This is a genomic window from Paenibacillus praedii (assembly GCF_049725345.1).
Classification (GTDB): Bacteria; Bacillota; Bacilli; order Paenibacillales; family Paenibacillaceae; genus Pristimantibacillus.
In genome coordinates this window covers 198,503-217,938 of sequence record NZ_JBMWAM010000004.1, presented here as the reverse complement: position 1 = coordinate 217,938, position 19,436 = coordinate 198,503, and the positions used below count along the sequence as shown (strand labels likewise).

The following is a 19,436-nucleotide window of genomic DNA, read 5'->3' as shown; positions in this document are numbered from 1 at the left end:
TGTCGGATTTTAGGGTATGAATGATACGCTCAAGGGGGATTTGAATTATGGCTTACGAACCTATTTGGATGAACGACACCTCCAAATTGAATAAATTTGAATTCATTAAGATGGAAAAGGATGGCCTCGACGTCATACGCACGATTATTGAGCAATACTCAAAGGAAGGTTATTCTTCGATTCCGGAAGAGGATATGAACCGTTTCAAATGGGCTGGCGTTTATGAGCAAAAGCCTAGAGATGGCTACTTCATGATGCGAATTCGCATTAACAGCGGTATTATGACTTCTGAGCAAGCGCGTATGATCGCTTCCATTGGACGCGATTATGGCCGCGACCTCATCGATGTAACAACGCGTCAAGCCATCCAATATCACTGGCTTAAGGTTGAAGACCTTCCGGACATTTTCAAACGCTTGGAGCAGGTAGGATTGTACAGCTTTGAAGCATGCGGCGACTGCCCTCGTACCATTGTTGGCAACCCGCTTGCTGGCATTGACAAAGACGAATTGATTGACACCGTTGATCTTGTAAATCAAGTAAACGATTTTTATTTGTTGAATCGCGATTTCTCGAATCTGCCCCGCAAATATAAAATGTCCATCTCTGGTAACATCTATAACAATGCACATGCAGAAATCAACGACCTTGCTTACGTCCCTGCTGTGAAAGTGATCGATGGCCAGGAGGTAGTCGGCTTCCACGTGTTCGTTGGCGGCGGTCTGTCCGCGAAACCGCATCTTGCGAAACCGCTTGATATTTTTGTTCGTCCGGAAGAGGTTTTAAAGGTTTCCGTAGGCGTTACGACGATTTTCCGTGACTACGGTTACCGTGAGAAGCGCCATCAAGCCCGTCTTAAGTTTTTGGTTGCTGACTGGGGTCCAGAGAAATTCAAAGAAAAATTGATTGAAATTATCGGTGAAATGCCTTCCCGCGGCGAAGACAAAACCGTTGGCTGGCAAGCTGCTTACTTCGACGGTGTACATCCGCAAAAGCAAGAAGGCCTTAACTACATCGGACTGAACGTGCCTGTAGGCCGTACGAACTCCGATGAGCTGGAGCAGTTGGCTGATCTTGCAGAGAAATATGGCGATGGCAAGGTTCGTACGACAATGTCGCAAAACATCCTGATTGCCGGCATTCCTGACGATAAAGTCGAAGAAGTGCTTGCAGCTCCTGTTTTGCAGCGCCTAACACCAAATCCGAAGCCTTTCATGGCCCGTACCGTTTCCTGCACGGGCAACGAATTTTGTAATCTCGCTGTAGTTGAGACGAAGGAGCGCGCTCGCACGGTTGCTCAATACTTGGATGAGAACGTTGAGCTTGACGAGAAAATCCGTATTCACTTCATTGGCTGCCCGAACGCTTGCGGCCAGAAGCATATTGCGGATATCGGCCTTCAAGGCTCGCTTATCAAAACGCCAGAAGGCATGGTTGACGCGTTCGATATCGCAGTTGGCGGCATTCTCGGACCGGGTGCTCAGTTCAATGCTCCACTGAAAGGCCGCGTCAAAGGCGACAATGTTGGCGATGTTCTTAAACAGCTGATCGAGTTCTACAAAGCTCAGCGCAATTCGAGCGAGAGCTTCCACTCCTTCGTGAAGCGTGTCGGCGTACCGGCCTTCCAAGAGAAGCTTACTGAAATTTTGGCTGTATAACCACAGCTTATATAACGAAAAAACGCTTCGAGCCTTGCATCAGTCTTGGCTCGAAGCGTTTTTTTATTTGTACTCAACCTTTGAATGTGCTACCCTCTAGCTATAAATAGCTAAGCAGCACGGAGAAAGGATGATAACATCATGCTGGCTACAAACGAACAGTGGACAAGACTTTACGAAACCGCACTTGCATTCAAAGCCGCGCAACCATGGAAGCAGCTGGATAACAGTCATTTATTCGGCATAAAGGATCCTGATTCCGACCTAACGGGCTATTGCTGTGTGATGGGCGCAGGCGGAGAGCTGTACGGATTGGCCTTATATTTTGGAAAAGCAGGCCTTAACACTGTAATAGATATGCTAAACGGGGATTCGCATGGAGATCCTATGTTCATTCAGCATTGTCTAATGCTGTCCTTCGACGACCGTGAGGATCTGCAGCCCGAAGAAAGAAATCGCATAAAAGACCTTGGCTTTAAATTCCGCGGACGCGGCGCTTGGCCTTCTTTTAAGCTCCATGAGCCAGGCTATTATCCATGGCCAATTAAAGCGGCAAGTGATGTTGTTTTTCTAACCTATGCACTTGAACAAACGCTTCATATCGCACTGGAAGCATCTGAAGAGCCCGACAGCTACTTTGAGCGTGTAGAAGGTAAGATACCGACGCTCCTTGCTGACCGCCAAGCGGATAACAGCCTGCACTGGAAAATAGAGCGGCTGCTGCCAGAAGAGGATCAGTCAGGATTTGTACCTGCAGCTCCACAGCCTATCGATGAGCTTCAGCTCGCGAAGGTGAGAAAATCTCTTCAAGGTCAAGGCGGCATTTGGGAGATTGGTTGTTTCTTTATGCCTACACCTGTTGGTGACCGGGAACGGCCTTATTTTCCTATGATTATGTTATTAGTTGATCAGCAGTCTAATCAAATACTCGTCATGGAGCTGTTCGACCATTTGGAAGCGTCCGTCGTCATACCAAAAAAACTTTTGGATTTCATTTCAAGCAGCAGAGTAGTCCCTTCTCAGCTATTGACGTCTGATCCCAAACTGTTGAATGATTTAAAAGCCATTGCGAAGAGCTTGAAGATTCCAACTCATCTAGCTAATGCGCCTCTCCTGTTCGATGAGGTGAAAGAATCATTGATTCATAGCATGCTTGCAAGAAACTAAGCGTTTCTTGCTGGATGCACAAAGAAGCAGGCTGACAATGGTCAGCCTGCTTCTTTGCTTTCCGTCACTCCGCCGCAGCGGCTACCTGTTCTTGTTTCTTCTGCCGGGCAATTGTCCGCTCGCGATCCCGTTCGAGTATCGGCTTCAAATACTGCCCGGTATAGGATTGCTCCACCTTGACGACCTGCTCGGGCGTGCCCGTTGCAACGATCATTCCGCCGCCGCTGCCGCCTTCAGGACCAAGGTCAATGACGTAATCGGCTGTCTTGATGACATCCAAGTTATGCTCGATGACGAGCACGGATTCTCCAGAATCGACCAAACGATGCAGTACCGTCAGCAGTCGGTCGATATCATGCACATGCAGGCCAGTTGTCGGTTCGTCCAAAATATAAAGCGTCGTGCCTGTCGAACGACGATACAGCTCTGCCGCCAGCTTCACGCGCTGTGCTTCGCCCCCAGACAGCGTCGTTGCCGGCTGGCCCAGCTTCATATAACCGAGCCCAACATCTAGAAGCGTCTGAACCTTGCGATGTATACGCGGAATGTTCTCAAAGAATGAGCAGCCGTCCTCGATGGTCATCTCCAGCACTTCCGCAATATTTTTTCCTTTGTACTTCACTTCCAGCGTCTCGCGGTTATAGCGCTTGCCTTTGCAAATCTCGCACGGCACATAGACGTCAGGCAGGAAGTGCATTTCAATCTTGATGATGCCGTCGCCGCGACAAGCCTCACAGCGTCCGCCCTTCACATTAAAGCTGAAGCGCCCCTTCTTATAGCCCCGCACCTTCGCTTCATTCGTGCTCGCATACAAATCGCGAATATCATCGAATACGCCCGTGTACGTAGCAGGGTTCGAACGCGGTGTCCGGCCAATCGGCGATTGATCAATGTCGATAACCTTCTCCAAATGCTCTAGACCGCGCAGCTCCTTATACTGACCAGGCCGTGTCTTCGCTTTGTTCAGATCACGCGCTAACGTTTTATATAAAATCTCATTCACGAACGTTGATTTGCCAGAGCCGGATACGCCGGTGACCGCCGAGAATACGCCAAGCGGAATTTTAACATTCACGTTGCGCAGGTTGTTCTCCTTGGCGCCTCTAACCTCAAGCCACCTGTCGCTCGTTTTGCGGCGCTCCATCGGAACCTCAATGAACTTGCGGCCGCTCAAATATTGCCCAGTCAACGAGTTCTCATCGGCCATTACTTCCTCAGGCGTTCCTTCTGCAATAACCGTCCCGCCATGAATGCCCGCGCCTGGACCGATATCAATGATATAGTCGGCTGCCAGCATCGTATCCTCGTCATGTTCGACCACGATCAGTGTATTCCCCAAATTTCGCATATGCTCAAGCGTCTGGATCAATCGGTCATTGTCACGCTGATGCAGACCGATGCTCGGCTCGTCCAAAATATAAAGCACGCCCATTAAACTCGAGCCAATTTGGGTAGCCAGCCGGATACGCTGCGCCTCGCCGCCGGATAATGTACCCGCTGCGCGGCTTAATGACAAATATTCCAGACCTACGTTAACAAGAAAGCCCAGTCGGCTATTAATTTCTTTGAAAATAAGGTTAGCGATCGTCATTTCCTTCTCTGTCAGCTTGACGGATTCAAAATACCGCTGCGCTTCACCAATGGACAAGGAAGTAACCTGCGAAATATTTTGCGAACCGATTGTAACGGCCAGCACTTCCCTGCGAAGCCGTTGTCCCTTGCAGCCTCCGCATGGCTTTGCGCTCATATAATTCTCAATATGCTCGCGCATCATATCCGAGGCTGTATCTCGATAGCGACGCTCCAGATTGTGCACGATGCCTTCGAATGGCACATAAGCCTCCTTGCGATGGCCGAAATCATTCTCGTAGAGGAAACGCACACGCTCTCCGCCCGTTCCATAGAGCAGCTTCTTCATCTGTTCTGCAGTAAGCTCCGATACTGGAACGTCCTGCGGAATGCCATAATGAACGCAAACCGCGCTAAGAAATTGCGGATAATAGTTGGATGTGCTGCCCGCCCACGCCAAAAATGCTGCATTCTCTATCGATTTGCTCATATCCGGCACGAGAAGCTCAGGATCAACGATCATCTTCGCTCCTAAGCCATCGCAATCTGGACATGCACCGTACGGACTGTTGAACGAGAACATCCGCGGCTCAAGCTCATCTATACTAAAGCCGCATTCCGGACAAGCCAGATTCGAGCTGAACAGAAGCTCCTCCTGGTCGATAATATCGACCAGCACTCGCCCTTCCGACAGCTTAAGCGCCGTCTCAAGCGAGTCAGCAAGCCTGCTCTGAACATCAGATTTCACTACGATCCGATCGACAACGACCTCAATGCTGTTCTTTTTGTTCTTTTCCAGCTCGATTTTCTCGCTTAGCTCGCGCAGCTCTCCGTTCACACGCACGCGTACGAAGCCTTGCTTTTGAATATCTGCGAGCAGCTTCGTATGCTCGCCCTTGCGGCCCGATACGATTGGGGCCATGATTTGAAGCTTCGTCCGCTCGGGATACTCCATAATGCGGTCTACCATCTGCTCTACCGTCTGAGAACTAATTTCGATACCATGCTCAGGACAATGAGGCTTGCCGATCCGCGCGAACAACAACCGCAAATAATCATAAATCTCGGTTACCGTACCGACTGTCGAGCGCGGATTGCGGCTCGTTGTCTTCTGATCGATCGATATTGCAGGAGATAATCCTTCGATGGAATCGACGTCCGGCTTCTCCATCTGTCCCAAAAATTGACGCGCATAAGCGGATAACGATTCCACATACCTGCGCTGGCCTTCTGCATAAATGGTATCGAACGCCAAAGAGGATTTTCCGGAGCCGCTTAGTCCTGTCAGTACAACAAACTTGTCGCGCGGAATCGTTACATCTATATTTTTCAAATTATGGGCGCGAGCGCCTTTTACTACGATTTTATCGCTAGCCAATCCGTTCTCCTCCTACTTATCCCATCTCAGCGCGCAGCTCAAGCAGCGCATCACGAAGCTCTGCGGCTCGTTCGAACTGAAGACTCTTTGCCGCTTCTTTCATTTCAGCCTCCAGCCTCTCAACAAGCGCTAAGCGATCCTTCTTGGACATTTTCTCTGCACCTGCGCCGGCAAGATAATCGGCTTTCTGTTCCGCTACCTTCGTCGCTTCAATGACGTCATGCACCTTTTTCCGAATGGTCTGCGGCGTTACGCCATGCTTCTCATTATAAGCAAGCTGAATCGTCCGGCGTCGATCGGTTTCCTTAATCGCGCGATCCATTGAATCGGTTATTTTGTCCGCGTACATAATCACGCGGCCTTCGCTGTTCCTCGCCGCTCGACCAATGGTCTGAATGAGCGCGCGATCAGAACGAAGGAAACCTTCCTTATCCGCATCCAGAATCGATACGAGCGATACCTCTGGCAAATCCAGGCCCTCCCGCAGCAGGTTAATTCCAATTAACACGTGGAATACGCCAAGCCTTAAATCTCTTAAAATAGCAAGCCGCTCCAGCGTCTTAATATCGGAATGGAGATACCTGACTTTAATCCCGATCTCCTTCATATAATCTGTCAGGTCCTCCGACATCTTCTTCGTCAAGGTCGTAACGAGCACCCGCTCATCCTTCGCGATACGGTCTCGAATTTCATTTAACAGATCATCGATTTGGCCCTTTGAAGGACGAACATCAATTATCGGATCGACCAAGCCTGTCGGACGTATGATCTGCTCAGTCATCGTATCGCAATGCTCAATCTCATATGGTCCCGGTGTGGCGGATACATAAATAAGCTGACTCGCCTTCTCTTCGAACTCCTCAAATCGCAGCGGACGGTTATCCATCGCTGATGGTAGCCGGAAGCCGTGATTGACGAGCATTTCCTTGCGGGCGCGGTCACCATTATACATCGCTCTTATTTGCGGCAGCGACACGTGCGACTCATCAATGACGATCAGCATGTCATCCGGAAAATAATCGAGCAGCGTATATGGCGTCGCTCCCCGCTCCCGAAAGGTAAGCGGTCCAGAGTAGTTCTCGATGCCTGAGCAAAAGCCCATTTCCGCCATCATCTCCAGGTCATAGCGGGTTCGCTGCTCCAAACGCTGCGCCTCCAACAGCTTTCCTGCTTCACGAAGCTCGACGAGACGCTCCTCCAATTCCCGTTCAATATTCAAGATCGCGATCTTCATCGTATCCTCGTGAGTAACGAAGTGGGAAGCCGGGAAAATCGCAATATGATCGCGTTCGCCGACAATTTCACCGGTCAGCACGTCAATTTCCGATATCCGCTCGATTTCGTCTCCGAACAGTTCCACGCGAATCGCTCGCTCATTGTTGGCCACCGGAAAAATTTCCACGATATCGCCGCGTACGCGAAACGTCCCGCGTGTAAAGCTAATATCGTTGCGCTGATACTGGATATCGACAAGCTTATGCAAAATCGCATCGCGCGGCTTCTCCATGCCAACTCGCAGCGACAGCACCAGGCTGCCGTACTCCATTGGCGAACCGAGACCGTAAATGCAGGACACGCTCGCTACAATAATGACGTCGCGGCGTTCGAACAATGCGCTCGTCGCCGAGTGGCGCAGCTTATCAATCTCATCATTTATGCTGGAATCCTTCTCTATAAAGGTGTCAGTAGATGGGATGTAGGCTTCCGGCTGGTAGTAATCATAATAGCTTACAAAGTATTCAACGGCATTGTCGGGGAAAAAAGATTTAAACTCGCTGCACAGCTGTGCAGCGAGCGTCTTGTTATGCGCAATTACCAGCGTAGGCCGGTTCAGCTTCGCTACCGCATTCGCGATCGTGTAGGTTTTGCCCGTACCCGTTGCGCCCAGCAAGGTTTGGTGTCTCTTGCCGGCCAAGACGCCTTCGACAAGCTCGTCAATCGCCTTAGGCTGATCCCCCTGCGGCGAGTAATCCGATTTTAATTCAAAAAGCCTCGTTTCCTTTACCAGCTCGCTCACGCCTGTCATTCACCTCCATGATTCCGCACCATATTTTCATTATAGTCAAATATATAAAATACATTTCATAACGCGCATAAAATAAGAATGTTTGTTCCCGTATATTATACCGTTATCTCATCCTCTTCGCAATGACACCCCGGCATAAACAATCGTTCTAACATAAAAAACCAGTCGAGCAAATGACTCAGCTGGCTTTGATATGCACCTATTGTATGATTAACCTAAATACGAAATGGTTGAAACCTATTTGTTCTCTGCCGCCATTAACCGACTGCTGAACGCTAGCTCTCCACGTCTGCCGCATCGCCGCGGCGATGCGAGGTGCGGGAGCTCCGCATCAGCTCCAGCAGTGATGCGGGTCCGGAAGCGGCATAATAGTTGGCCTCCTCGTCAGGCGCCAGAATAACCCCTAGCTGGTGATGCTCACCGGCAAACCTTGCGCGCTGGGAAAACTTCAGCTCACCTGCGTTGTTCAGCACCTCAAGCTTGCAAAATGCGGAGTTGAGTACGAGAGCCTCATACAGCTCTTCCTTCGTTCTCACCCGTACACCATTCACCTTATGCACAATTTCGCCTGCGGTCAGGCCCATCGCTTCGGCAGGCGTCCCAGGCACGATGCCAAGTATACGAAGGCCTCTCGCATCATGCACATACAGCGGCGAACGAGCTGACTCAAGCGCTCTGCTGCGCCAGACAATCGCCTCATGCAGCATAAGGGACGCCAGCGCAGCAACCGGAAGCAGCACAGGCTGCCACCACGCCAGCGCTGCTGCTGCAGCCAAACACACGCTGTACAGCACAAGTCCTTTCGCTGCATGCCGGGCTTTGTCCTTCGGAAGCGAAGAGCGGGTCATCTCCGTGAAGCCGATAATCATCGGCAGCGCGACGAAGGTCCAGCCCTGCGACCAATCCGCCCCGAAGAGCGGCGTCCATGGCAATACTGTCGTTGAAGCTCCGCTTCCCCCAGCGGGAACAAGCAACAACAGCGGCACCGGCCAAAAGCCCTGCAGTAGATAACCTCCGACGAGCTTGCCCCGCTTTCCTTCCAGAAACAAAGGTGTCGCGAGACGATCGCCCTGCCAACGAACGAGCGCCGCCTCTGCCAAATGAAGCAACGCAACCAGCACCAAAAGTCCTGCTGCGTCGATATTGACAAGGGAGGCCGTCACTGCTCCGATCCAATCGCTTCGGTCGGCAAGTGTGGTCCATCCTAACATCCATTGCAGCAGCGCAATCACTCCCGCGCTATAGGCGAAGCATAGGTAACGAATACGGATGAGCATAAGCAATGCCGCTACTCCCCATAGCCAAAGGACTGCATCAGGCGTCATTGCCGCGCCTAAAAAGGCTCCAACCGCAGAGACGCCCACACCAATCAGCAGCCCGGCAAGCATCGCTTTCATAACTAAGCCAGGCCAATTGTGCAGCTTAACCGCGAACAGCTTACGTTCCATCCGTATTTGTCTCGTGTATTGTAAAATAATAAATAATACCGCAATATAATAAAAGGGCTGCGCAACCAGCTGTACAGCCGCTTGTCCGAGCATTTCCAGCAATTCTATCGCCGTTTCCAAGACTCACACTCCTCCTATTTCACCCTGCCGCCAAAAAAATAAAAGGCTGACTCTTCAACCAGAGCCAACCTCTTATTCATTCGACATCCGCGTATCATTTCCTGCTTGCAGCTTGAATTGCTTCATGAAGCTGCTTATCGTTCTTTTCGTCCTGTATCCAATTAATAACCGCCGCTTCGAGTCTTTCACCTGTCTCCTTGTTTACCTCGCCGGTAGCCGTCAGTCCATGCTCATTCTGAAACTTTTTAACGGCTTCTACCGTCTCAGTTCCAAAATAACCATCCTCGCGCTTCGGCTCATAGCCTAGACCATGCAGCATAATTTGAACGCTCTTCACCTGTTCGCCAAGCATATCTTGCTTTAGAGTTTCCGATAAAGCAAGTCTGGCTACCGTATACAGGTCCGGCGGGTGTACGACAAGATCTGGCTTAATGCCTGTCTCATGAATCCAGTTGCCCTTAGGTGTCAGCCACTTGGCTATCGTCATTTTGACGAGACTTCCGTCACCGAGCGCTTTATTATAGCTTACCTGCACCGTTCCTTTGCCGAAGGTGGTTTCACCGATCAGCTTAGCTCCCGCTCCCTCTTGCAGGGCGCCAGCTAATATTTCGGATGCGCTTGCGCTGCCGTTATTCATGAGAACTGCGATCGGATAGGATTTGCTTTGCCCCTTCGAGACCGTCTTCTCGCGGTTTCCGTGCCGATCCTCTACTTGTACGACCGTTGTCCCCTTCGCCATGAACGACTCAGCAATATCAACAACGACGGGCAGTACTCCCCCCGGATTGTTGCGAACATCCAGCACGAGACCCTTCATTCCCTGCTCCTCAAGCCGAGCGAGCTCTTCCTTAAACCGCTCCGCGGTGTGCAGCGAAAATTGACGAATTTCGATCACGCCAATACCATCCGCCTGTAGACTGCCATATACCGTTTCCACGTCAATATCATCGCGGATAAGAACGAGCTGAATCGGCTCGGAGAAGCCTGCCCGCTGGACATGTATTTTGGCCTTCGTCCCTTTCGGCCCGCGAATCTTCGCCACTGCGTCCTGTAAATTCAAACCGTCCAGCTTCACCCCGTTAATGGAGAGCAGCACATCCTTGGCGAGCAGTCCGGAGCGTTCAGCCGGCGATCCCTTGATGGGGGAAACAACGACAACACGTCCATTCTCAAGAGTTACCTCTGCGCCGATTCCGGTAAAGGAGCCCTCAATCGACTCGGAAAAATGCTGTGCGACTTCCTTCTCCATGTAGACGGAATAAGGATCGTCAAGCGAAGACATCATTCCGCTTACTGCACCATCGATCAGCTCATGGCGGTCGACGTTTTGGTAATATTTGGTCTCAATTAATTCCAGCACCGCGTTAAGCTTTGTCAGTTCTTCCTCTTTTAACCCCGTACGCTCGCCTTCTTCGGCAGCAGCCAATAGCGCAGGCGCCGCTTGCTGCTTAGGCGTAATGACTTGATCCGCTATCGTCAATGTAACGAGCACGGAGGCCACCATTGTCAGCATAACGAACGCAAATACGGTTCGTCCTTTGAAATGCACCTGTCTACACCACCTTCTCATCTTTGCACGGTCTTGAATATAAGACCACCCTAGTATATGACAAGCAGGCTGCAATTATTTGTCTTATCAAGTTAAAAGAAACGCACATCAGCATCGTACAATCTTTTAACCTTGTTATTCCTATTTTAAAACAAGGCAGCCTCAAAGGCTGCCTCTTATGCATGATATATAGAATATCGGTTATTTCAAGTAGCTGCTCGGATTTACAGGCACCTCATCTTTTCGCACTTCAAAATGCAGATGCGGTCCAGTCGAGTTGCCCGTGCTGCCAACCTCCGCAATTTTCTGCCCTCTCTTTACCTTATCGCCCTTGTCCACCTCTATACCGCCATTGCGTATATGGGCATAAAGCGTCCACGTGCCGTTGCCGTGATCAATGATGACGCAGTTTCCATAGCCGCTCCACGTCTGAGCGATAATAACGACGCCGCTTTCCGCTGCGTATATGTCCGTGCCTTGAGGCGCGGCAAAGTCGATGCCCGTATGCGTGTGCTTCTTGCCTGAGATCGGATGGATACGCGTACCGAAATTCGAGGTTAATCGATAGCTGCCCTTAATCGGCATGCCCAGCTTACCGCCGGTATACGGATTCGAAATCCGATTTTTCTCAGCATTCAGCTTGGATACCTTCGATGCCAGCGCGATGAGAAGCTTCTCCTGCTCGTCGCTGATGAGCTCAAACTCCTCGATCTGATGATCGATTTCTTCAAGCTTATTATCAAGCTGCTCAATATTGCTGTTATAGCTTGCAATCATACGTTCCTTATCTTGTTCTTTTTTGACAAGATGCGCCTGATAGAGCTCAAGCTTCTCATAAATAGCCTGCACCTCGGCAAGCTGCTGCTCTACCTCTACTTTTTTGAGCAACACAAGCTCTTTCTCCTGTTTTTGCTCTTCCAATATCTCGCGATCCTGCGTCAGGATCGCTTGCAGCGCATCGAAGCGGTCAACGAAATCCGTAAAGCTCGTTGCGCTGAGCAGAACATCCATGTAAGATACAAATCCGTTTGTGTACATCAGACGCATACGGGATTGCAGCAACTCGTCCCGCGTGACCACGCGCTCCTCAGCCTTCTGCAGCTCCAGACCCGTATGGAGCACTTCCTCTTCCTTCGCGTCCAGCTGCGCTTGCGTCTTCGATTTATTAATCACGACATTATCGATTTCCGCCATAAGGTTGTTGATCGAATTTTGCGCTTCCTGCTTCATTCCTTCTATGTCGGATTTCGCAGCCTTTGCATGGTTTGCCTCTTTCTCGGCCACAGCGGCTTGCTTCTGGGCATTTGCCGCCTTTCTTTCCGCTTCCTTCAGCTGCTGCTGCGCTTCTTTGAGCTGCTTCTGAATATCAGATAAGGAAGCTGCTTCTCCGCCCGTCGGCTGAAGCACAAATACCGCGAGCATTATAATGGCGATAAACCATTTCCAATTCCTCTTCTGCACGTTTGCGTCCACCTACACTTTCAAATACTTTCGTATCGAGATGATACTGCCCCACACGCCCAGCAGCGTTCCAAGTCCTAGCAGAAGGGCAGCGGTCATTAGACCAGCCTCTTCGACCGTTACAAGCTTAATCATCATTAGCGATAGACCGATCTGTGTAAATTTCACGAGCTCCGAGTAGCCTACCAGTACTGCAATTGTTGTTAAAACCGAGCTAATAATTCCGATTAATGCGCCCTCGATAAAAAAAGGCCAGCGGATGAATGAATTCGTAGCGCCTACCAGCTTCATGATGCCAATCTCTCGGCGTCTTGCGATAATCGTCATTTTGATCGTATTGGAGATAAGGAACATCGCCGTTACCGACAAGCCGATGACAATGATGAAGCCGATATATCTTAAGGCGTTTGTCACCTTGAAGAGCATTTCTACCGTGCCTTGTCCATAATTGATTTTGTTTATCGGCTTCAGCTCATCCGCTTGGTTAATGGCCTCGATCTGCTGGGCCGCTGTTCCTACAGCTTGCGGATCATATACCTCAACCGTAAAAGAATCAGGAAGCGGATTTTTCTCATTCTCGTAGCCGGCAAGCAGATCTTTATTTTCCTCGCCTAAATTTTTACGAAGCAGCTCCAGTCCCTCTTCCTTGGACACGAACGTGACCTTGCTGACCTCGGTCAGATTGCCGATCTTATTTTGCAGCTCCGTCATCTTGGCCTGATCCACATTAAGCTCGAGATACACTCGAATCTGCACCTGACTTTCAATTTGCCCCGCCATATGATTCAAATTGAGCGCCAGCAGTACAAATACGCCTAATATAAACAGCGAGACAAATATCGAGCTCATCGAAGCAAAAGACATCCAGCCATTTCGAATAATGTTTTTGAAGCCTTCACGAAAATGCCGGAGTAACGTGCTAAATTTCATAGCCATACTCCCCTCTTGCCTCATCACGAACGATATTGCCGTCCTCAATTGCAATCACGCGCTTACGCATGGAGTTCACGATATCTCGGTTATGCGTTGCCATGACAATCGTGGCGCCCCGGAAGTTAATTTCCTCGAGCAAATTCATGATGCCGAGCGAGGTTTCCGGATCCAGGTTGCCCGTAGGCTCGTCCGCGACGATGACCGAGGGATTGTTCACAATCGCACGAGCGATCGATACCCGCTGCTGCTCGCCGCCGGACAACTGGGCTGGCAGACTGGCATGCTTGTGCTTCAAGCCGACTAGCTCCAGCACCTCCATCGTGCGCCTCTTGATGAGGCGGCGCGGCGCCTCGATAACCTCCATGGCGAAGGCGACATTTTCATAAATGGTCAGCTTCGGCAGCAGTCTGAAATCTTGAAAGATTACGCCGATATTACGGCGAACAAACGGGATTTTGCGCGGCCTCAGTTTGCCGATGTTAAATCCGTTGACTGAAATTTGTCCTTTGGTGGGCACTTCCTCGCGATAAATCAGTTTCATGAACGTAGACTTGCCCGCACCTGACGGGCCTACCAAATATACGAATTCATTACGATCTATACGAACAGATACACCACGCAGGGCATGCGTGCCGTCGGTGTACGTTTTCCAGATGTCTTGCATTTCAATCACATTATCACATCCTGTTAATAGTCAATAATATTATTTCGACAGGTTGCGCTGAATTCCTTCATAAGAAGCTTGTATTCCTCATTTTTCACAAATCTCATTTAATCTGTCGAATGAAGCTCCGGTAGAGACGGAGACAACATTGTCATCCACATCGCATATACATATAGAACTGTTTTTGTGATTGCATGGAAAGGAGTGATCGAGCATTTTAAAACGGGTACATATCGGGCTGATCATCATGGCTTCGCTCATACTTGTTGCAGCTGTCGGCTGGGGCTTCGTATGGAGCTATGCGCTTCAGAAAACGGTTCCCGAAGAGGTAATAGCCGGAGGCATCCCCATTGGTGGATTGGATATTGACGATGCTGTGGAGCGGCTTGCGCAGGCCCGGCAGTCGCTGCTGAAGCGTACTATTACGATTCATGGAAATAGCGTGACGAATGACAGCAAAAGCTGGACGGTGGAAGAGCTGGGCTACAAGGCTGAATTTGAGGAGGCGCGAGCTGCATTATTACAGCTTCGTGAAGGAGACATTTGGGAGCGCGCGGTTTATCGTTATCAATTCGAACGCACGTATCCGCTGAAGCAAAGCTGGAATCCAGATTTGTTCGATGCGGCTATACGGAAGCAATGGAGCTGGATCGAGAAAAGCGAAGTGAAAAATGCGTCGCGCGTCATTTCAGATAAAGATGAAGTGGTATATGAGCCTCATATGGATGCTTATCGGCTTGATACAAGGAAGCTGCAGGATGAGGCTCGGAACTGGGTCCTGCTTGATGAGAAGCAGCTGGAAGCAGTGTTCACGAAGGCATGGGAAGCCGAGCTGCCGATAACAGTCATCCATCCCGAGGTGACGCTGGATAAACTGAAGGACGAGGGCATCGAACGAAAAATCATGGCGTTCTCAACTGAATTTCGTACCAGTGCGGAGGGACGCGCGCATAATGTTGCCGTTACAGCTGAAGCGCTTCAGAATTGGCATCTTGCGCCGGATGAGGTATTCGACTTTGGCAAGCTTATCGCCCGCGCAGAGGAGCTTTATGAGTACCGCGAGGCTCCGGTCATATTGAACGGGAGACTGGTGCCGGGCATTGGAGGCGGCATCTGTCAGGTGTCGAGCACACTGTACAACGCTGCACTGCGCGCAGGCCTGGAAATTGTGGAGCGGCGCAACCACTCTCTGCCTGTCGCTTATTTGCCGCTCGGGCAGGACGCTACTTATGCAGGCGGCGCGATCAATTTCCGTTTTCGCAATACGACTGGCAAGCATATGATCATTCGCACCGAGGTGAAGGATCGCGTGCTGACCGTCAAGCTATTCGGCACGATGAATGAAAATGATCGTTACGACATTGAGTCCATTACGCTCAAAACGATCGAGCCCGGCGTGCAGGAAACGGTTAGCGACAAGCTGTCCCCGGGACAAAAGGTCACTCGAGAGAACGGAAAGCAGGGCTATGTTGTCGAGACATACCGCTCGCTAGTGCGGGACGGCGAGGTTGTATCGAGAGAACGGGTGTCACGCGACACGTACAAGGCTCAGCCAACCATGATAGAAGTCGGCAAAATGACGGGCGGACCAACGGCCACGCCTGAGCCTCCTCCGTCTGAGCAGATTGTGGAGGATGGGCTGTAAGGTCTGACGTACCCTAAGCAATGCTCAGAATGCTCGTTTCGCGAACAAAAAAACAGCTCAGCATGCGGCCTTCCATGGCTGCTGCTGAGCTCCTTTTACTTTGCGCGCTATCTGCTGCGCTCTAGATACTCCGTTACCCAAGCCGCCGTTTCGGACAATGCCGCATCGGCGCGGCCGATCGCGTCCTGTACCTGCGATTTTGCGGTACCGCCGTATACGTTGCGCGCATTGACGACCTGCTCAGGCTGAAGGACAGCATAGATGCGGTCGTCGAACAGCGTCGAGAATTGCTTGAATTCCTCAAGCGTCAGATCGAGCAGGTACTTGTTCTGCTCAATGCAGTACAATACCGTTTTGCCGATTACCTCATGCGCTTGGCGGAATGGAAGGCCCTTGTTCACAAGGAAGTCCGCAATGTCCGTTGCATTCGAGAAATCCTGGTTGACCGCTTGGCGCATCCGCTCCTTGTTCACCTTCATTGTGGCGATCATCGGCGCGAACAGCTGAAGCGCGCCCTGCAGCGTCTTCACGGTGTCGAACATGCCTTCCTTGTCTTCCTGCATATCCTTGTTATAGGCGAGCGGAAGCGACTTCAGTACAGTCAGCAGGCCTACGAGGTTGCCGTAAACGCGGCCGGTTTTGCCGCGGACAAGTTCAGGAACGTCCGGATTTTTCTTCTGCGGCATGATGCTGCTGCCTGTGCAGAATGCATCGTCCAGCTCGACAAAATGAAACTCCGTGCTCGACCACATAATAAGCTCTTCGCTTAAGCGCGACATATGCATCATAATAATCGAAGCATCCGATAGAAACTCAAGGATGAAGTCGCGATCGCTTACCGCATCAAGGCTATTCTCGTATACGCGGTCGAACTTCAGCTGGCTTGCAACGAAGTGGCGGTCAATAGGGAACGTCGTTCCCGCCAAAGCGCCTGCTCCGAGCGGCAGCACGTTAATACGCTTATAGCTGTCTTGAAGACGCTCGATATCGCGTCCGAACATCGAGACATACGCCATGAGATGATGCGCGAACAAGATCGGCTGCGCGCGCTGCAAGTGCGTATAGCCCGGAACAATGGTATCCAGATTATCCTTTGCTTGCTCAACCAGCGCCGACTGCAGCTTGTGCAGCATGTCCACGAACTCGACGACACGCTTGCGAAGCCACAAATGCATATCCGTCGCCACTTGGTCGTTGCGGCTGCGGCCGGTATGCAGCTTGCCGCCGACGGATCCGACATCATCAATCAGCGTCTTCTCAATGTTCATATGGATATCTTCGTCGCCAATGGAAAATTCAATGTCGTCCCGCTTGATGCGCTGAAGGACGCGGTGCAGACCGTCCTTGATTTGCTCTACGTCGTCAGCAGGCAGAATACCCTGCTTGCCGAGCATCGTGACGTGAGCAAGACTGCCCTGAATATCTTCTTCAGCCAGCTCCTTGTCGAACATAATTGAAGCTGTGTATTCCTCTACCAATTGGTCCGTTTTTTTCGTAAAACGACCGCCCCATAGTTTACTCACTGGTTCGTTACACTCCCTTGTCAAGCTTACTTGTTCGTTACTGCGGATGACACCTTCAGACGCAAAGCATTAAGACGGATGAAGCCTGTTGCGTCGCCCTGATCATAAGCCTGCGATGGATCTGCTTCCATCGTCGCAATGTCAGGATTATACAAGCTGACAGGGCTCTTCACGCCTGCGCCGATCACGTTTCCTTTGTACAGCTTCAAACGAACAACTCCGCTTACGTTCTTTTGCGACTCATCAACGAGTGCTTGCAGGGCAAGACGCTCCGGCGCGAACCAGAAGCCGTTATACACAAGCTGGCTGTATTTAGCGATCAAGGAGTCACGAAGATGCATAACCTCGCGGTCCATCGTCAAGGACTCCATTTTGCGGTGCGCGGTGAACAGAATCGTACCACCCGGGGTCTCGTACACGCCGCGGCTCTTCATGCCGACAAAACGGTTCTCTACCATGTCCACGCGGCCGATGCCGTGCTTGCCGCCAAGCTCATTCAGCGTTTCCATCACTTCTAGCGGGCTAAGCTCCTTGCCGTTGACCGCCGTGCAGTTGCCTTGCTCAAAAGTAAGCTCGACATATTCTGCTTTGTCCGGCGCTCTCTCAGGCGATACGCTCAGCACATACATGTCCTCGTTCTCCTCAGAGCTAGGATCGAACCATGGATCCTCGAGCATGCCGCTCTCAAAGCTGATGTGCAGCAGATTGCGGTCGGTCGAATAAGGCTTCGCTGCGGATGCTGTTACCGGAATGCCATGCTTCTCCGCATAAGCGATCATTTCGGCGCGGCCCGGGAATTGCTCACGGAACGCTTCCAGACGCCAAGGCGCGATCACGCCGATCTCAGGCGCTAGAGCAGCGGCTGTCAGCTCGAAGCGAACTTGGTCATTTCCTTTGCCCGTTGCGCCGTGCGCGATTGCTGTAGCGCCTTCCGCGCGCGCGATATCGACCATGCGCTTCGCGATTAATGGACGAGCGATCGATGTGCCGAGCAAATATTGGCCTTCATACAGCGTGCCTGCTTGGAACATCGGGTAGATGAAGTCCTTCGCGAACTCGTCGCGCAGATCATCGATATATACTTTGGATGCGCCTGTCGCAAGCGCCTTCGCCTCCAGACCGTCAAGCTCATCCTTCTGTCCGATATCCGCTGTAAAAGCGATGATTTCTGCGTCATAGGTTTCTTTCAGCCATTTGAGGATAACCGAGGTATCCAAGCCGCCTGAGTAGGCGAGTACGATTTTTTCTTTTGCCATGATCGTTTATAACTTCCCTTCGAATGATATTTGAAATTTGTATACATCTTGCAAAGAATTAAGACATAATGGCAGCCATAATCGCTTTCTGTGCATGAAGACGGTTCTCGGCCTGGTCAAAAATAATCGATTGATCGCCGTCGATGACCCCTTCGCTCACTTCCTCGCCGCGATGCGCAGGCAGGCAGTGCATGAACAGATAGTCCTTCTTCGCATATTTCATCAATTCCTCGTTCACCTGGTAAGCGGCAAAAGCGATCTCGCGCTCCTTCTGCTCCGCTTCTTGGCCCATGCTCGCCCATACATCCGTATACACGATATCCGCATCCGCGATTGCTTCCTTCGGATCACGGCAAACGACGATTTGCGACCCGGTTTCCGCTGCATGGTCCTTCGTCTGCTGCACGATGTCCTCATCCGGCTCATAGCCCTCCGGCGTTGCAACCGACATATTCAGTCCAAGCTTGGCAGCGCCCATCATAAGGGAATGCACCATGTTATTGCCGTCGCCGACATAGGCGATTTTCAGCCCTTCCAGACGTCCCTTATGCTCCAAAATCGTCTGGTAGTCCGCAAGCGCTTGGCATGGGTGCGACAGATCAGTCAAGCCGTTAATAACTGGAATCGTTGCTCCGCGGGCCAATTCGACAACTTTGCGGTGCGCGAAGGTACGGATCATGATGCCGTCCAGGTAACGCGACAGCGTCTGCGCCGTATCCCAGATCGTCTCGCCGCGGCCAATCTGAAGATCATTGCCGCTGAGGAACAAGCCTTGCCCTCCAAGCTGGTACATGCCTACCTCGAACGAAACACGCGTGCGCGTGGATGATTTTTCGAAAATCATGCCAAGCGTTTTGCCCTTCAGAATATGATGGACCTCGCCCGCTTTTTGCTTTTGCTTCAACTCGATAGCCAGGTCGATCAAGTAGCGGATTTCCTCCGGCTTGAAATCGACCAGCATTAGAAAATCGCGTCCCTTCAAGCTTTGCGCTAATTCCTCTTTCACTGTTACTTGCATAGTAAAGCCCTCCTTCAGATA

The 19,436-nt window shown here is 51.0% G+C and carries 13 protein-coding genes; 3 read left to right on the top strand and 10 right to left on the bottom strand.

Annotated features, from left to right (window positions below):
• Positions 1-47: 47 nt before the first annotated feature.
• Complete coding sequence (locus ACO9K6_RS06290) at positions 48-1,658, top strand: nitrite/sulfite reductase (RefSeq protein ID WP_424766683.1); 1,611 nt, start codon at positions 48-50, stop codon at positions 1,656-1,658.
• Between the two features lie 141 nt (positions 1,659-1,799).
• Entirely contained in the window at positions 1,800-2,825 is a 1,026-nt protein-coding gene (locus ACO9K6_RS06285) for a DUF7309 domain-containing protein (protein ID WP_424766682.1), read from the top strand.
• A 64-nt stretch (positions 2,826-2,889) separates the two neighbouring features.
• Here ACO9K6_RS06285 and uvrA read toward each other — a convergent pair whose 3' ends face one another.
• The 7 genes from uvrA to ftsE all read right to left on the bottom strand — a co-directional run bounded on the left by uvrA (position 2,890) and on the right by ftsE (position 13,982).
• On the bottom strand, positions 2,890-5,772 hold the full coding sequence (uvrA, locus tag ACO9K6_RS06280) for an excinuclease ABC subunit UvrA (RefSeq protein ID WP_424766681.1): 2,883 nt from the start codon (positions 5,770-5,772) through the stop codon (positions 2,890-2,892).
• A gap of 16 nt (positions 5,773-5,788) precedes the next feature.
• Positions 5,789-7,789, bottom strand: coding sequence for an excinuclease ABC subunit UvrB (gene uvrB / locus ACO9K6_RS06275; RefSeq protein WP_424766680.1), 2,001 nt, complete (start codon positions 7,787-7,789; stop codon positions 5,789-5,791).
• A gap of 284 nt (positions 7,790-8,073) precedes the next feature.
• A complete protein-coding gene (locus tag ACO9K6_RS06270) occupies positions 8,074-9,366 on the bottom strand; it encodes a PDZ domain-containing protein (protein ID WP_424766679.1) in 1,293 nt (430 codons plus the stop codon).
• A gap of 94 nt (positions 9,367-9,460) precedes the next feature.
• Positions 9,461-10,915, bottom strand: coding sequence for a S41 family peptidase (locus ACO9K6_RS06265; RefSeq protein ID WP_424766678.1), 1,455 nt, complete (start codon positions 10,913-10,915; stop codon positions 9,461-9,463).
• A gap of 201 nt (positions 10,916-11,116) precedes the next feature.
• The gene (locus ACO9K6_RS06260; RefSeq protein ID WP_424766677.1) at positions 11,117-12,376 is read right to left on the bottom strand and encodes a murein hydrolase activator EnvC family protein; all 1,260 of its coding nucleotides are present in this window, start codon (positions 12,374-12,376) and stop codon (positions 11,117-11,119) included.
• Between the two features lie 12 nt (positions 12,377-12,388).
• Positions 12,389-13,306 (bottom strand): permease-like cell division protein FtsX, encoded by a 918-nt coding sequence (ftsX, locus tag ACO9K6_RS06255; protein ID WP_424766676.1) that lies wholly within the window; start codon positions 13,304-13,306, stop codon positions 12,389-12,391.
• Positions 13,296-13,982 carry a cell division ATP-binding protein FtsE gene (gene ftsE, locus ACO9K6_RS06250; RefSeq protein WP_424766675.1) on the bottom strand — a complete coding sequence of 229 codons (687 nt, stop codon included), beginning with the start codon at positions 13,980-13,982 and terminating at the stop codon, positions 13,296-13,298. Before ftsE ends, ftsX begins: the two co-directional genes overlap by 11 nt.
• Positions 13,983-14,220: 238 nt before the next feature.
• On the opposite strand from ftsE, the gene ACO9K6_RS06245 reads away from it, so the two are divergent.
• Positions 14,221-15,618, top strand: coding sequence for a VanW family protein (locus ACO9K6_RS06245; protein ID WP_424766674.1), 1,398 nt, complete (start codon positions 14,221-14,223; stop codon positions 15,616-15,618).
• Between the two features lie 107 nt (positions 15,619-15,725).
• On the opposite strand, the gene argH is transcribed toward ACO9K6_RS06245, so the two are convergent.
• The 3 genes from argH to argF are packed head-to-tail and all read right to left on the bottom strand — an operon-like array spanning position 15,726 to position 19,415.
• Positions 15,726-17,141, bottom strand: a complete 1,416-nt coding sequence (gene argH / locus ACO9K6_RS06240; RefSeq protein ID WP_424766673.1) for an argininosuccinate lyase — start codon at positions 17,139-17,141, stop codon at positions 15,726-15,728.
• A gap of 26 nt (positions 17,142-17,167) precedes the next feature.
• Positions 17,168-18,397 carry an argininosuccinate synthase gene (locus ACO9K6_RS06235; protein ID WP_424766672.1) on the bottom strand — a complete coding sequence of 410 codons (1,230 nt, stop codon included), beginning with the start codon at positions 18,395-18,397 and terminating at the stop codon, positions 17,168-17,170.
• 58 nt (positions 18,398-18,455) lie between these two features.
• A complete protein-coding gene (argF, locus tag ACO9K6_RS06230; protein WP_424766671.1) occupies positions 18,456-19,415 on the bottom strand; it encodes an ornithine carbamoyltransferase in 960 nt (319 codons plus the stop codon).
• Between the last annotated feature and the right edge of the window lie 21 nt (positions 19,416-19,436).

Bases quoted from the DNA above. Each gene is read 5' to 3' on its own strand.
- argF (WP_424766671.1), bottom strand. From the start codon at position 19,415: ATGCAAGTAACAGTGAAAGAGGAATTAGCGCAAAGCTTGAAGGGACGC.
- ACO9K6_RS06285 (WP_424766682.1), top strand. From the start codon at position 1,800: ATGCTGGCTACAAACGAACAGTGGACAAGACTTTACGAAACCGCACTT.
- ftsX (WP_424766676.1), bottom strand. From the start codon at position 13,306: ATGAAATTTAGCACGTTACTCCGGCATTTTCGTGAAGGCTTCAAAAAC.
- ACO9K6_RS06290 (WP_424766683.1), top strand. From the start codon at position 48: ATGGCTTACGAACCTATTTGGATGAACGACACCTCCAAATTGAATAAA.
- ACO9K6_RS06245 (WP_424766674.1), top strand. From the start codon at position 14,221: ATGGCTTCGCTCATACTTGTTGCAGCTGTCGGCTGGGGCTTCGTATGG.
- ACO9K6_RS06235 (WP_424766672.1), bottom strand. From the start codon at position 18,397: ATGGCAAAAGAAAAAATCGTACTCGCCTACTCAGGCGGCTTGGATACC.